Raw genomic sequence first — 14,854 nt, 5'->3', positions numbered from 1 at the left:
ACAAAAAAGCCTTGGCATGTGGCCAAGGCTTTTTTAGTTTACTGAGTCTAGCAAGTTACTGGCGAATGCCTTCTACGTGCAGCTCCATATCAACGTATGTGGCAGGGCCCATAGTGGGAATACCAAAGTCTTCTAGCTCCAGGCGGGTGTTACCCATAAAGCCAGCGCGGTAGTTGCCCCAAGGATCTTCACCGTGACCGACGAGTTCAGCGTCGATTTCAATTGGCTTAGTTTGGCCATGCAAAGTGAGATCGCCTGTAATGGTCATCGAGCCGTCGCCGTTGTCGGTTACGTTGGTGCTTTCAAAGGACGCTTGGCCATATTCGCCTACATCCAAGAAGTCACCGCTACGAATGTGCTTATCACGCTCAGCATGGTTAGAATCAATACTGGTTGTATCAATCGTCACCGACACACTTGATGCGCCAATGTTATCTGGGTCGAATTCAAATTGGCCGTCAAACGTATTAAAACGACCTTTGGTAAAGCTGTAACCTAGGTGTGGCACTTTGAAGTTGACCGAGGCATGTGCGCCTTTGGTGTCAATCATATAAGTGTCTGCCAGTGCAGGCCCAGATAAGAGTGTCGCGGCGCTCATTCCCATGGCTAACATGAGTTTTTTCATTTCGGGTTTCCTCCGATCATCTTCCGTAACGTATTGTCTTTATCTTTAAAATGGTGTTTAAGTGCCATAATGGCATGGCCTGCTGCTAACACAATCAAGGTGATGGCGACGTAGTAGTGTATATCGCCAGCAATGTCTGATTGATTGGGAAACAGCTCCCCTGCGCTCGGCACGGTAAACCAGGTGAATACTTCAATCCCGCGTCCGTCTGAGGTTGAGATCAAGTATCCAGAGACAAACAGTGTGGCAAGGAGCAGGTAAATAGTATGATGGCCTGCTGTTGCCGCTTTACGTTCCCAAGCCTTACCTTCAACGGTGGGCATAGTGTGTGTTGCTTTCCACACAAGTCGACCAACAGTCGTTATCGCCAGTAATATGCCTATCGATTTGTGCCAGTGTGGCGCAGTTTGATACCAACTACTGTAGTAGCTCAAGTCGACCATCCACAATCCGACAGCGAAAAGGCCAACGATAACGAGACTCGATAGCCAGTGTAGCGTACGCATAACGCGATCGTAGCTATTTTTCGGTGTCATTTGTTCCCGCTCCCAATTACTAATCCAACACAGTATATAAGGTGAACGGCAATATAGAAGCTGTTCACCTTGAACATGATGTTCGAATAATTCTAACGAACTCTGTGCGGTGTTACGACTCGTTAGCGGTCCAGCTTAGGCTTAATGAGACAGAGTCGGCAAATCTGAGTGCATGCGGCTTATCAATGGTCACTTGTGCGTAGCGCACCCAGTGATGATCACGTGTAATCTCTAAAACACCCGCAACCAGCTTTTCGAGTAAGAGAAAACGTCCGTTCTCAACATAGTCAATAATCGCTTTGGTTATATCTTTGTAATTGAGTGCATCATCAACGTTGTCTTCTTCACACGCCTTGTGGCCTGGATAATGAATCTCGACATTGATGACTACGTCTTGTTTTTTCTCCTGCTCGTCAGGATTAAACCCAATGTAAGTACGTAGGCGCAGGTTGGTTATTTTAATCACAGCGTCGTTCATAGTCGTTTCCTGGTCACGAAAGTTAGATAAGATGGCGGCCGCCATCAAGTTTGATGGATTGGCCAGTCATATGTTGACTCGCAAGGATAAATTCGCATGCATTCACCACTTCTTGCTCACCGGGGACCGATCTTAATAGTGACTTACGGCGTGCTTTTTCTCGATAGGCTTCATCATCGCCATCATTAAACATGATTAATGCTGGTGAAATACTGTTCACTTTGATTGATGGTGCCATTTTCTGTGCAAACGAGAGGGTAAGATTTTCGAGCGCAGCTTTGCTGGTGGCATAAGCGGTGTGTTTGGCACTGCCTTTTTGCGCGACATAATCGGTGAGATGGATAATATCACCCTGTTGCATCCAGCGGGGCGCGGCCATATTGATGAGATAAGGTGTTTTTGCATGGATTTGCATCATGTTATTAAACAGCGATGCAATATCTTGGCTGTGTTTCTCACTGTCCCAAGATGACGCATTGTGGATTAATGTATCGAAAGTGGGATTTAAAGCATCAATGTGGTCAATGAAGGAATAAACGCCCTCATCCGTTGAGAAGTCTGCGTGCAAACAACGCGCGCCCCGCGCTCTTAAATCGGCCACTTGAGGGCGCTCGGTACGATAAGATAACGTTACCTGGTGACCCTGATTGAGAAAGTGGCAGGCGAGTGCGTAGCCAATGCGCTGTCCGGCGCCGGTAATCAATATATGCTTTGTTGTCACGCGTGTTCCTTTGCATTTATGTATGGATGGCATCAATAACAAGGATTAACGGTTCTATTACGTTTCATGCACTTATCGCGATCAAAGATAGCGTCATATTGCACATAACGATAGCATTTACCCAGTTAACTCGCTGATTTCGTGCCATAAGCAACAAAATTGACACCCGATGTCGTGTTTGAAGAAGGGAAAAAAGATGAAAATTTGCCAATGGGCGCAGCACAGTGAATCTGAACGTGTGTATCACGATACCGAGTGGGGCGTACCGACATTTGATGATCAAGCGATCTTTGAGTTCATTTGTTTAGAGGGCGCGCAAGCAGGATTAAATTGGCGTCTAATACTGGAAAAACGGCAGGCTTATGGTGACGCTTTCTCTCACTTCGATTTTTATCAGCTTGCCGCGGTGGCTGAACCAAATATTGCTGAGATCATGGCCAACCATGAGATTGTTCGTAATCGACTGAAGGTGGCCTCTGTGTTTACCAATGCCAAGGCTGCAGTAACGCTGGTGGAACAGTACGGATCATTGGCTAAGGCACTTTGGCAGTTCACTGACGGTGTACCGATTGTGAACCAGCATCAATCAGATGCCGATGTGGCTACTGCGACGGACGAGTCCCGTGCCATGAGTCGCTTTTTGAAAAAGCGTGGATTTAAGTTTGTGGGAGAAACCATTTGTTATTCGTTGATGCAAGCGCTGGGCATGGTCAATGATCATGTCGTCACATGTCCGCGGTATCAACCCTGTTGCGAACTGGCCGATTCGGTGAAAGCGCACACTCAGAAGTAACGGCGGAATTGCCAGAATCGCGCTTGCCAGTAAGGATTATCAATTCGTGACACTGTCACACCCTTGGAAGCTGACGCATGCATAAATCGCTGCTCGCCAAGGTAAACACCAACATGACGCAAGCCTGGGCGGATATGAAAGAACACCAAGTCGCCTTGTCGTGCGGATTGATAGTCAATGGCATAGCCGGTTTTTGCTTGGCCATGGGTGGTGCGCGGTAGTGGCGTGGCGAGCGCTTCTTGATAGACGCGTTGCGTATACGCTGAGCAATCGATGCCTTGGCGTGAGGTGCCTCCCCACCGATAAGGGGTGCCTTGCCACTGATTAAACACTTGGTTCAGCGTATGGGTTAAGGCTTGATCGCTGACGTTGTCGGTTGACGACGGCAAAGGCGACACCGCAGGCGAATCATGCTGGGTTGCGCAGCCGGTAAACAATACACTGACAACGCTGATCAATAAAAGTGGTTTCACGCACTGCCCTTAATACAATTCCGCCCTGCCTCTTTGGCTTTGTATAACGCCTTATCCGCTAATTGTAAGACGTCTTCGGGCGTATCTGCCTGCGAGGCATCGGCATATCCGATACTCACAGTAATGTTAACGGGCTTTTTATCGCTCGCTCGCCCGCGTTTTTGTCGGCCTTGTTTGTCATCATGAGGGCGAGATTGATCGCGTAGCACTAACGGGTAGTGAGCAATATCTTCGCGTAATGCGTCGAGAAAAGGTAAACAGTGCTCAGTGGTTTTGCCTTTGAACAATAAGGTGAATTCTTCGCCGCCATAACGAAAAGCACTGGCGCCTCCCTCACAGCACGCCATTTGCTTAGCCACAAGCTTAAGTACATCGTCACCGATTTCGTGGCCATAGGTGTCGTTAAATTGCTTGAAGTGGTCAACATCGAGCATGGCTAAAGTGTAGCGACGACCAAGGTGTTTTAGTTCATCTTCGAGTGCGCGTCGTCCCGCAATTTCGGTGAGCCCGTCGACGAACGCTAATTGATGGCTGAATGATACTTGGTTGGCAACCAACAGCAGGCCTGCGAGCGAAAATACGAGTGACGATATAAACGGCACATAAAAAAACACCAAGGTAATCGTGCTGCATAATACGCTAATGAAAGCCGCATGATCTTCAATGCTATTTTTGCGCAAAAGGCGAAGAGTACTGATACAAATTAAAATAGAGAGCAGCACAATCAGCAGCACGGGCATGGGGCTAACCGACGCCGCCCTGACTAAAATAGGATGCTGCTGAAAATAGGAAGATAACTCGCCGAATTGCTGCACCAGTAGCGCACACCACCCGATTTCCATACCTATAGCGAGAAAAAAGAACACCCCAAACCGAGAGGTGAGCTTTTGGTCGCGTACGATGATCATATAGAGCAAATTAATGGGCAGCGCGACTGCTAAAAGCAAGTACTCAAGATAAGTCGTCCCTTGCTCAAGCGGGGATTGAAGTCGCGTTAGGATAATCGTGTATCCCACTAATAAGATAATGACCATCATGCCCACGCGTGCGCTTTTGAACAGATGGCTTAAAAGCAGCGCAGTGAGCAAAAGAAAATAGGGGGCAGCATAGATGAGGTTGTAATAGGGGGCGAGTGAGGTGACCAAAGGGTGATAACCTGCCGCGAGGAGTAACAATAAAGCAATCGGGGTCCCCATTCGGACCGCAGATGAACGTAAAAGCCCCATGAAACCTCTTCAACGGGTTGAGGTAACACCATTAGCTATCACTTTTTAACGACTCGCTAGGCACGTAGGCTGTGATAATTGCAATGGTTTAATGATAAACGTTATTTAATGATTAGATTATCATTCTCCAGGAAAAAAGAAAGCCAAGCAATGGCTTGGCTTTCTATCAAGTTACCAACAGTAATTAGCTTTCAGTCGTGTCCGAGAGCGTGAATACCTGTGTTGGTTTGGCAACAATCGAACGGGTGGTCTCTTTGATATCAGCAATAACCACTTCTAGGCTATCGCCAAGCTTGAACTCAACGTTACCGTCGATAGTCACTGTACCTGTCTCTTTATCACAGGCAATCCGGGTTTTGTTGTCCAAGATCAGTGAGCCAGGGATAAACGCCGGTGCACCATTTTCGAGTAGGCGGACACGCATACCTGCGCGGTTAATATCAAAGATCTCTGCGGTATACCGAGTCTGTGCTTCAACTTCTGGTTTGAGCAAACGGGTATAAAGCCAATCAGCCACGTCACGCTCGGCCATACGGTGATGTTTACGGTGGCCGGCAAGCTCTTCACCCACGGTATCGGCCGGGGCATTGGCTTCGGTTTCGCCGCGAATAATTGCTTTAAGCAAGCGGTGGTTGATCATATCACCGTATTTACGGATAGGTGATGTCCACGTGGCATAGACATCTAAGCCCATTGCGTAGTGTGGCGCTGGCTCATGACCAATCTCACTGTATGCTTGGAAGCGGCGCAAGCGGTTATCAAGATAGGTGGTGTCTAGGCTGTTTAACCAGCGACGGAGTGCACTGAAGCCTTCGACGGTTGCTAGGCTTTCGCTGTCCGCCTCGCCGTCGTGCGCTTTTACCAGCTCGACCACATCGTCGAGCTTTTCACTGTTAAAGCCAGCATGGGTATTAAAAATACCGAACCCAAACGATTCGCTTAGCTTACGGCCCGCGCAAATGTTAGCGCTGATCATCGACTCTTCCACAATGCGATTCGCAATACGACGCTGATCCGTGTGAATAGCAATCACATCGTTATCTTCACTGAGTTCAAAACGATAATCAGGGCGATCTGGGAAGGTGACTGCATGGGTTTCACGCCATTGAATGCGTGCTAACGCAAATTGGTGAAGCTGATGAATCTGGTCAGCGATCGCCGGTGTTTGCGGTTGCCACTGAGCTTGCTCGCCTTGCTCGATGTAATCCGACACCTTGTCGTAGGCTAGCTGGCCATGTGATTGGATCCATGCGGAGAAAAACTCTGCGTCATCGGCAATGGTGCCATCCGCGGCAATATTGAAGGTACAACAAAGTGCAGGGCGCTGTTCGTTTTCACGGAGGGAGCACAAATCATCACTGAGATCACGCGGTAGCATCGGGATATTGCGCCCAGGTAGATAAATGGTGAATCCGCGATTACGTGCAACTTGGTCGAGTTCATCATCCGCATCTATATAGGCGGTGGGATCGGCAATTGCCACTGTCATACTAAAGCCACCTTGTGGGTTGGCTTCCACATACAGAGCATCGTCCATATCTTTGGTCGATTCACCATCAATGGTCACAAAGGGAAGATCGGTGAGGTCACGACGCGTAAGCCCCTGCTCTAGCATTGGCCATGCGTCTTTAGGCGCAGGCTCTTGGTTAGGCAGGTTGTGCTTGGCTAAGGTGACCCACCAAGGGGCAATTTTGTCTTCTGCATCGGTGATCTTTTCACTGATTTCGCACAAAAAGTGGTCATCTCCTTTAAGAGGATGACGCGTCAGCGATGCAACGACCCAATCACCTTCTTTTAAGCCGTCTTGTGACAGGCCGCGCTTTGTTTTCGCGCGTAAGGCGTCTTTCATTTGTGGATTATCAGGCACGACATTCAGACGGTTACGAACCCACTGTACGCGACCGATAAAGCGATCCAAACTTGGTTCAACCAGTGTTTCTGGCTCTGCCACTTCCCGATCTTTTTCAGTACGAACAATGGCTTCTACGCGGTCGCCATGTAGTACCTTTTTCATATACGGTGGTGGGATAAAAAAGCTGGTTTTGTCGTCAACTTCGAGAAAGCCGAAGCCTTTCTCGGTGGCTTTTACCTGTCCTTCTTTTTTGGGCAGGGTTTCCTGGATCTGTTGCTTTAACTGCGCGAGCAGGGGATTGTCTTGAAACATAACTTGGGTCTCGATTAACGGATCGCCACACTATACGTATTCACTGTTTCAAAACCAACCCGTGGCAATAAAATCCTGTGAACCACACCAGGCTCCTCGTGCTCTGTTTTGTTTGTGTTTTTTTTGTCCACTATTTGTTGGCTTCATCGACAAGCTGCGAGATATATGTCCATGAGGTCTGTTTTTTGTGAACTTGTTCAACTTTTTCTGGCTTTTTTGGTGTAAATAGCGCAGAATATTCACCCTTAATGACTGAGGCCCGTAGCGCTGGTGACTAACACTGTATAAAAGACAGTGTTTCATGGTTGAGCAGAACGCTGAAGGGGCCCCGTTTCGCTACACTCATAGATTGGGATCCCAATGCAAGAATCTGTAACCAAATTTCGCCAGTTAGATCTGGCCGACACCCTTTTGTCTGCGCTTGACTCAATGGGCTTTGAAACACCAACACCTATCCAAGCCGCCTCCATTCCTGCACTCCTCGAAGGTCGTGACGCACTCGGTAAAGCGCAAACCGGTACCGGTAAAACCGCTGCTTTTTCACTACCGTTGTTGAACAAAGTTGACCTAAACCAACACAAACCACAAGCGATTGTGATGGCACCAACGCGAGAGTTGGCGATTCAGGTTGCTGCAGAGATGAAAACGCTGGCACAAAACATCAAAGGCCTCAAAATTCTTGAGATCTATGGTGGTGCGTCGATTGTTGATCAAATGAAAGCGCTAAAAAGTGGCGCGCACATCGTGGTGGGAACACCGGGTCGTGTAAAAGATTTGATTAACCGTGACCGTCTTAAGCTTGACGAAGTTCATACCTTTATTCTTGATGAAGCCGACGAAATGCTCAAAATGGGCTTTGTCGACGACGTCACTTGGATCATGGAGCAGGCACCAGAAAGCGCACAGCGTGTTCTTTTCTCTGCGACCATGCCGCCAATCGTAAAACAAATTGTTGATCGCTTTTTGCGTGATCCCGCTCGTGTTGACGTAGCCGGTAGCAACCGCACTGTTGAAAAAGTAGAGCAACAATTCTGGGTGGTTAAAGGTGTCGAAAAAGACGAAGCGATGAGCCGTCTACTCGAAACCCAAGACACGGATGCATCGATCGTCTTTGTGCGTACTCGCCAAGACACTGAGCGCCTGGCCGACTGGCTATCAGCTCGCGGCTTTAAAGCGGCAGCTTTGCATGGTGATATTCCGCAATCATTGCGCGAACGCACGGTCGATCATTTGAAACGTGGTGTGATTGATATTTTAGTGGCAACCGACGTGGTTGCGCGTGGTCTTGATGTAGCCCGCATCACCCACGTATTTAACTATGATATCCCGTTTGATGCTGAATCGTATATTCACCGTATTGGTCGTACTGGCCGTGCCGGTCGTGCGGGTAAAGCAATTTTGTTGGTCCGCACCAACCAAATGCGGATGCTGCGTACCGTCGAGCGTGTTACTCAGACTAAAATGGAAGAAATCCAACTGCCGAATCGCGATAAGGTCGCTGAGGCACGTGTCGCTCAACTGGCCAGTGAACTGGCTGAGAAGAAAGATGGCGATGCGATGGGTCCATTCGTTGAACTGATTGAGCAACTACAAAACGATATTGACGTTGATGCAACCACACTGGCTGCTATGTTACTCCAGCGCCAGCAAGGTAAACGTCCTTTGTTCTATAAAGGCCCAGACCCAATGATCGCGGCAATGGATCGTGAAAAGCAGCGTCGTGAACGTCGCCGTGATGAACGTCCAAGTGGTACTGATCGCCGTGATACCAACCCAGCTGACTGGGATACGTATCAGTTAGATGTTGGCCGAGAGCAAGGCGTACAAGTAAAAGACATCGTAGGTGCGATTGCTAACGAACTTGGCTTGAACAAGCAGAATATTGGTGCAATCAAACTCGCACCTGCTCATACGTTTGTGCAGCTGCCAAAAACCATGCCGAAAGAAGTCTTTGCGCAATTGCAAAAACTGCGTATTCGCCAAAAAGAGACCAATGCACAACGTGTTGAAGGTCAGATCATGCGTGAACGTCGTGGTGGTGACCGTAACGGCGGTGGCCGAGGCCGTAGTGACCGTGATAGCCGCGGTGGCCGTGGTGAACGTCGCTTTAACCGCGATCGTGGTAATGAGCGTCGCGCGCCTGCACGCGGTGAGCGTCGTCAAGCACAATAAATAGTTTAAAGCCGAGCAGTGATGCTCGGCTTTTTTGTTTGTGTCTGCGATGTAATGCCTTGTTCGCAGGGTATTAACGACGTGGATATAGGGCTTTTCATTGATATTGCTATGATGAAACAAGGCCGATAGAGTTAGACGGCGAGGTGGACTCGCCATGCCACTGTTGTTACGCGTGGTAGGTAATGGAGCCTACACACCACGGCGTGTTAATGATGAGTTGCCCCTGTCATGATTAACTTTCAAAATACACTGCGTCTTCTTGGCATGCCTGTTTTATGGATGGGCATCGTGCAATTTGTTTTCGGGCTTTTGTCGTTGTTTATTTTTCGCGACGGTGTCTCGACACTCTTTTTCTATCCCTCCTTACTCATGATGCTGGCATCATTAGTGATTTCTTGGTTATTTCGTAAAAGTAAGCTCAATCAGGTCACCTTTCGCGATGCCTTGTTGTTTTCAACGCTGACTTGGGTGTTGGTGGGGCTACTTGGCGGAATACCAATAAAGCTAGTGACAGGCGTTAACTTTGCCGATGCAACGTTTGAATCTATTAGCGCACTGAGCACTGCCGGAGCAACTGTTCTCAGCGGTCTCGATGACATGCCAGCGGCATTTCTGCTGTATCGCCAATTTCTCCAGTGGATGGGAGGTTTAGGCGTTGTTATCTTTGTGGTTGCGGTGTTACCCATGCTCAACGTGGGGGGCATGCGGTTGCTTAAAGCAGAAACGCCAGGCCCGATCAAAGATGAAAAGCTATCGCCACGTATCGCTAAGACCGCGCACTATTTGTGGGGGGTTTATCTGGTGATTACCTTGGCCTGCGCACTGGCGTATTACCTTGCGGGAATGAGCGCATATGATGCGATTGCACATGGCTTTTCTACGGTATCAACGGGTGGATTTTCAACCCATGACGCGAGTATGTGGTATTTTCAAAGTCATACGCTGCTTATGATTGCGAATGTCTTTATGCTATTGGGCGCGATTAACTTTGCGCTACATTTTCGTATTTTTCGCATCGGTTGGCGTGGTTTGAGGCTCTACATCGACGATGAGGAATCACGTGTGTTTCTTATTGTCGTGACGTGCATGTCGGCAATACTTGGCTTGTATCTTTATAGTGAAGCACGCTACGACTCGCTGTGGGCCTCTCTTAGCTTTGCTGCATTTCACGTAGTGTCGTTTATTACCAGTACCGGCTTCGGTGCTGCTGACTTAAGTACTTGGCCGGCGGCTACGGCGTTGTTTTTGGTGTTTTGTGCCTATCTCGGTGGCTGTTCTGGCTCAACCGCGGGCGGGAATAAAATTATTCGAGACATTATTACGTTTAAAATTATTCGTCGCCAACTTCATCAATTGGTTCATCCGTCGGCAGTATTACCGATTCGGTATCAAGATAAAGTGGTGTCGAACGATGTGACCCAAGCGGTCATGGCGTTTATGTCGCTTGCCTCGCTGACGACCGGTGTCTTCACACTATTAATGATGACAACCGGTCTCGATTTTTGGTCCTCTTTTACCGCTGTTGTGGCATGTATTAATGTCCTTGGCCCTGGGTTTGGCGAAGTGGGCAGCAACTTCCAGCCGGTCACAGACACCGGGATTTGGATACTCAATGTTGCCATGATCCTTGGGCGTTTGGAGTATTTCACCGTCCTTGCACTGTTTATTCCTCACTTTTGGCGTTGGTGAACCTGGCGTTTAAACAAGCTGTGTCGAGGATTCGGGTTGCAATGAAGCAACAAATTGCTCGATATGGTGATAGCGTGTATAGGGGTTTAAAAATACAGCTTTTTCTCCAGGAATAAACAAACATTGCCCGTGATGATCAAACTCTGTATGGGCAATGGATTCTACCCAATTTGTTTGTAGCTGTTTGCCTTTGCGGTTGAGGAAGTGTTGACGGTGAAACAAGCTATGTTGAGTGATGCTATCCACTTTATCACCAACGTGGTGAAGTGACTGCTCTTGTTGAAAAACGGCATCGACGTTTAGGGTTGCTGAAGGTTGATATAGACGAAAGGCGACTGTTGGCCCGAGATTATCTTTCGCAACAACTTTGCAGTGAGGAAGTGACGATAAGTGTGCTTTCAGGTATTCGGCATTTTGTAAGCCGTGTCCTACCATTGTTTGATAGCCGCGCTTGCCAAGCATATTCAACGCGCAATAACTCCCATAGACACCCGCGGCACCACGAGAACATTCTATGGTCGACTGCAAATGCGTTTGCGCTGTTTTGTTTGACTCGAAATAAGAGAAGTAGTGCGGATCTTGTTTTAGGTACTCCATATCGGCTTGGTGCTTAAACATCACCAAGCTTGCGGTATAGGGGACATATCCCCACTTTTGAAAGTCGATGGTCACAGAATCCGCAAAACGGAGTCCACGAATTTTTGGCGCTAATGCATGAAGCTTCTCTAATAGATTGTTGTTCAAACCAATAGGGTTGGTGTCGAACGCGTAATCATTAAACATGATCAGTGGCCAGCCGACGGCGGCATCAACATGAATATGTGGTTTCACCGTGACATTAAAGCGTTGGCAAGCTTGCTCATTAATGCGACAGACACGCTCAACATCGTCAATCGCAAATGTATCTGTCGTACCAAAGGTGAGTAAGACAGTAGGGACGGGAATGCCCTCGGCAAAACACTGATTGAGGGTGCGAGAAAAGTCATCTAGATCGAGCCGATTATTGCTATCGACTTCGATTCGGAGCGCTTGTCTGGGGATATCGGTGCCCAATAGACCTAAGTTCGTCATATTGGAGTAGTGACCCGCAAGTGAGTTAATCATGCGGAAGTCTTGCCCTTGCAACCCGCGTTGCCCGGAATGGGGGAACTGTTTTCTCAATCCCATTAAATATCCATACAAATTACCAAAGGTACCACCTTGCGTGAATATACCGGTAGATTGATCAGGTTCGTAGCCAATGAGATTGGCCATTTGCCGGACTAACGTCTTTTCTAACTCGACCGATAAACCCGCATATTCACTGTAGACTAGGTTAGGATTGGCCATTGTGGCCAGTAATGCACCGTGTATAGCAGGATCGCACGGTGCGGTAATCACATTTTCGACCGATCGAGGTGACGTCCAGTCTTTCGAATGGGTTGCCGCTTGTAATGCAAGCTTGGGAAAGGTGGTGGCGCCTAAGTCACTTTGTGTGGGGATCTCGGTTTGTTGCTTCAGTAACACATCACTGCTTTCAAACGCAGGCTGCATGCCATTCGCAAGCCAGTGCGCTAATTCTGGTGTGTGATAAATAGGCCAACGCTTAGGATCACGATTAAAAAAATGTTGGTGGATTGTTTGATACTGATTTAAAAAAACGGGCGTTAACGCGTGAGATATCAGTGAATGGGACATAACAACAACCTTTAACGATGGTGATCAAGCAGCAGTAGTGCCGCCTGATCACGATGCTTAAAGCAATAGGGAGTAATGGCCTTTGGCCAGTGACACTCAGCGCAATTTAAAGTTATTAACCATACGATCCAACTCTTCGTTAGAGTGGGTGAGTGACTTGGTGGCGGCAGAGGTTTGATTCCCGCTATCCACGAGTTTGCTCACCATATCGCGTATCGACAACATGTTCTTACTGAGCTCTTCAGCAACTGAACTTTGCTGCTCGGTAGCCGTTGCAATCTGTGTACTCACATCGTCAATTTCAGTGACCGACGCGCTCATAATCGTCAAGCTATTTGAGACTTCCGAGGTTTTATCAGCCGTGGTTTGACATTGCTCTTTGGTTTTTTCCATCGCTTCAACCACGCTGGACGTGCCATCGAGTAATGCAGTGAGCATGTCAGAGATTTCAGTTGTGCTGCTTTGTGTACGCGCCGCTAACGCGCGGACTTCATCGGCGACAACCGCAAAACCACGGCCCTGTTCACCAGCACGTGCCGCCTCAATCGCCGCGTTTAACGCAAGGAGGTTGGTCTGCTCTGAAATATCGCCAATCACGGTTAAGACGTCACTGATCCGGTTTGCATCTGTATTCATGCTGGTAATACGGCCCGACATTTCTTCCACTTCATCAACCAGTGCACTGACCGTGACGACAGCGTTATCAACCACTTTTAGTGACTGATTGGCCTCTTTGCTGGCCGCTGCAGTAATGTTGTTAGATTGAGATACGTTCTCAGCAATACTCCGTGCGCTCTCGCTCATTTGAGTGATTGCGGTGACCACTTGCTCGGTTTCTGCTGAGTGAGCATCTAACACAGCTTCATTTTCACTGGTCGTTTGTGATAACTGGCTGATATTGGCCGAAATCGTCTGGCTGGACTCTGCCACGCTCAACATCATATTTTGTAAGTTTTCGACGAACCGGTTGAAGCCATCACTGATCTGGGCTAGGTCATCATTACCGTTAACGTCGAGACGTGTTGTTAGATCGCCCTCGCCGCGAGAGAGATCAAGGACCGCTTCTTTAAGCTTAAGGAGGGGTCGATAAGAGACCTGAATAATGCCATAAATGGCGCCCAGGCTGACGATCAAGAGTAATATCCCTGTGCCTACCGACTCGATTTGAGCATCGGTGACTTCAGCCAGTGCTGTTTTTTGATCGACAAAGACCATCAAGGTCCAGTATCTCCCCTCGGTCAAATTTACCCGTTGAAAGTAGCCATCAAATTGGATGCCGCTATAGGGAAACGTGAGGTGACCTTTTTCATTGCTGCGGAACATACTCTCCATTTCAGAGAAGTTTGCACTGACTTGCGACGGTGTTTTACCAATATCATTCGGATCATCACTGGCAAAAAAGACCGCGTTTTGATCGGTGAGTGTGGCTGCGCCGCCCGCAAAGCGCATTTGGCTTACCTGAGTGATCACATTTTGTAGCGGAATGTCCCCCAGTAAGGCACCAATAAACCGTCCATTCTCAAACACGGGGGCGACGGCACTGATCACTTTCTCACCTGTTACTTTGTCCGTATAAATTTCAGACAAATGAATGTCTTGGCTGGATTTAACTGCACGGTACCAATCACGATCGCGAAAATCGTATTCATTGGTGGTAATCCCGTCGCTTGAGTGATTTGACATATACGAACGGCCACTCTCGTAAGTCATAATCACATTAGCGATACCTGCCGTATCGGCAAGCATCCGTACTTGGGCAACATTCTCTGATTCGGTCAAATTTCTGGCAAAGTGCCCGGCGCCTTTTTCAACCGCGTTGAGTTGGGATTGAACTAATTGCTCTAATTCAAGCACATGGTGATCGACCTTATTTTGCGTTTGTTTCACCAGGGCACTGACCATGTTGTCACGTAATGACATCGCATTCAGCGAACCGAGGACGACCAGAGAGAGGGTCACGAGCAAACCCACTCCCAAAATAATGCGAGATTTGAACCCTAAGGTCATAGCGATTACCCCTTACTGAGCGTGCAGTAAACTGTCTAAAAAGTAAGGGTGAATCCCTTGCAAGGTGGGAACCTATTGCCCGCTTTTTTATGCGGTTATGATAAGACCACCAAGGAGTCACCCAGCCAACACTTTCTTTTACAAGATTGTCATTTTCTTTTAAAAGACTGTCAGTACAAGTTGCTTCATAAACAAAGAAGATTTCTTGATAAGAATAACACTAGAGTGGGTTCTACGATTTTGCCAACTTAAAAAACAAAAAATGTATGACAATCTAGCGTCATTTTAGC

General features: G+C 48.0%; 12 protein-coding genes. 3 read left to right on the top strand and 9 right to left on the bottom strand.

Translation table 11 applies throughout. The features are described from left to right. Window positions 1-55 precede the first annotated feature (55 nt). The 4 genes from BZG78_RS10190 to folM all read right to left on the bottom strand — a co-directional run bounded on the left by BZG78_RS10190 (window position 56) and on the right by folM (window position 2,360). Window positions 56-625: a YceI family protein gene (locus BZG78_RS10190; RefSeq protein ID WP_077576931.1), complete on the bottom strand. Its 570-nt coding sequence runs from the start codon at window positions 623-625 to the stop codon at window positions 56-58. After that, window positions 622-1,161: a cytochrome b gene (locus BZG78_RS10185; RefSeq protein ID WP_077461382.1), complete on the bottom strand. Its 540-nt coding sequence runs from the start codon at window positions 1,159-1,161 to the stop codon at window positions 622-624. The genes BZG78_RS10190 and BZG78_RS10185 overlap by 4 nt, the downstream gene beginning before the upstream one ends. Before the next feature lie 112 nt (window positions 1,162-1,273). Beyond that, window positions 1,274-1,639 carry a dihydroneopterin triphosphate 2'-epimerase gene (gene folX, locus BZG78_RS10180; RefSeq protein ID WP_077486620.1) on the bottom strand — a complete coding sequence of 122 codons (366 nt, stop codon included), beginning with the start codon at window positions 1,637-1,639 and terminating at the stop codon, window positions 1,274-1,276. Window positions 1,640-1,661: 22 nt separating this feature from the next. Then, window positions 1,662-2,360, bottom strand: a complete 699-nt coding sequence (gene folM / locus BZG78_RS10175) for a dihydromonapterin reductase (protein ID WP_108743380.1) — start codon at window positions 2,358-2,360, stop codon at window positions 1,662-1,664. Between the two features lie 196 nt (window positions 2,361-2,556). On the opposite strand from folM, the gene BZG78_RS10170 reads away from it, so the two are divergent. Then, window positions 2,557-3,153, top strand: a complete 597-nt coding sequence (locus tag BZG78_RS10170; RefSeq protein ID WP_021024265.1) for a DNA-3-methyladenine glycosylase I — start codon at window positions 2,557-2,559, stop codon at window positions 3,151-3,153. On the opposite strand, the gene BZG78_RS10165 is transcribed toward BZG78_RS10170, so the two are convergent. The 3 genes from BZG78_RS10165 to BZG78_RS10155 form a co-directional block, all read right to left on the bottom strand. Then, window positions 3,144-3,626: an NlpC/P60 family protein gene (locus BZG78_RS10165; RefSeq protein ID WP_077576929.1), complete on the bottom strand. Its 483-nt coding sequence runs from the start codon at window positions 3,624-3,626 to the stop codon at window positions 3,144-3,146. The genes BZG78_RS10170 and BZG78_RS10165 overlap by 10 nt on opposite strands. Beyond that, complete coding sequence (locus tag BZG78_RS10160) at window positions 3,623-4,852, bottom strand: GGDEF domain-containing protein (RefSeq protein WP_077576928.1); 1,230 nt, start codon at window positions 4,850-4,852, stop codon at window positions 3,623-3,625. Before BZG78_RS10160 ends, BZG78_RS10165 begins: the two co-directional genes overlap by 4 nt. A gap of 184 nt (window positions 4,853-5,036) precedes the next feature. Next, window positions 5,037-7,016 (bottom strand): exoribonuclease II, encoded by a 1,980-nt coding sequence (locus BZG78_RS10155; RefSeq protein ID WP_077576927.1) that lies wholly within the window; start codon window positions 7,014-7,016, stop codon window positions 5,037-5,039. A 360-nt stretch (window positions 7,017-7,376) separates the two neighbouring features. Here BZG78_RS10155 and BZG78_RS10150 point away from each other — a divergent pair, with 360 nt between their 5' ends. Further along, window positions 7,377-9,188 carry a DEAD/DEAH box helicase gene (locus BZG78_RS10150; RefSeq protein ID WP_077461373.1) on the top strand — a complete coding sequence of 604 codons (1,812 nt, stop codon included), beginning with the start codon at window positions 7,377-7,379 and terminating at the stop codon, window positions 9,186-9,188. Window positions 9,189-9,419: 231 nt separating this feature from the next. Next, complete coding sequence (locus BZG78_RS10145) at window positions 9,420-10,880, top strand: potassium transporter TrkG (protein WP_077661127.1); 1,461 nt, start codon at window positions 9,420-9,422, stop codon at window positions 10,878-10,880. Window positions 10,881-10,889: 9 nt separating this feature from the next. Here the strand turns inward: BZG78_RS10145 and BZG78_RS10140 are convergent, their stop codons facing one another. Together BZG78_RS10140 and BZG78_RS10135 are read right to left on the bottom strand one after the other, a co-directional pair. Next, window positions 10,890-12,557: a pyridoxal-dependent decarboxylase gene (locus BZG78_RS10140; RefSeq protein WP_077661126.1), complete on the bottom strand. Its 1,668-nt coding sequence runs from the start codon at window positions 12,555-12,557 to the stop codon at window positions 10,890-10,892. A 96-nt stretch (window positions 12,558-12,653) separates the two neighbouring features. Further along, complete coding sequence (locus BZG78_RS10135; protein WP_077661125.1) at window positions 12,654-14,564, bottom strand: methyl-accepting chemotaxis protein; 1,911 nt, start codon at window positions 14,562-14,564, stop codon at window positions 12,654-12,656. Window positions 14,565-14,854: the final 290 nt, after the last annotated feature.

The organism is Salinivibrio sp. MA351 (assembly GCF_001996065.1).
In the GTDB taxonomy this organism is placed as follows: domain Bacteria; phylum Pseudomonadota; class Gammaproteobacteria; order Enterobacterales; family Vibrionaceae; genus Salinivibrio; species Salinivibrio costicola.
The sequence above is the reverse complement of the archived record's forward strand: the minus strand, read 5'-3'. Positions and strand labels throughout refer to the sequence as shown.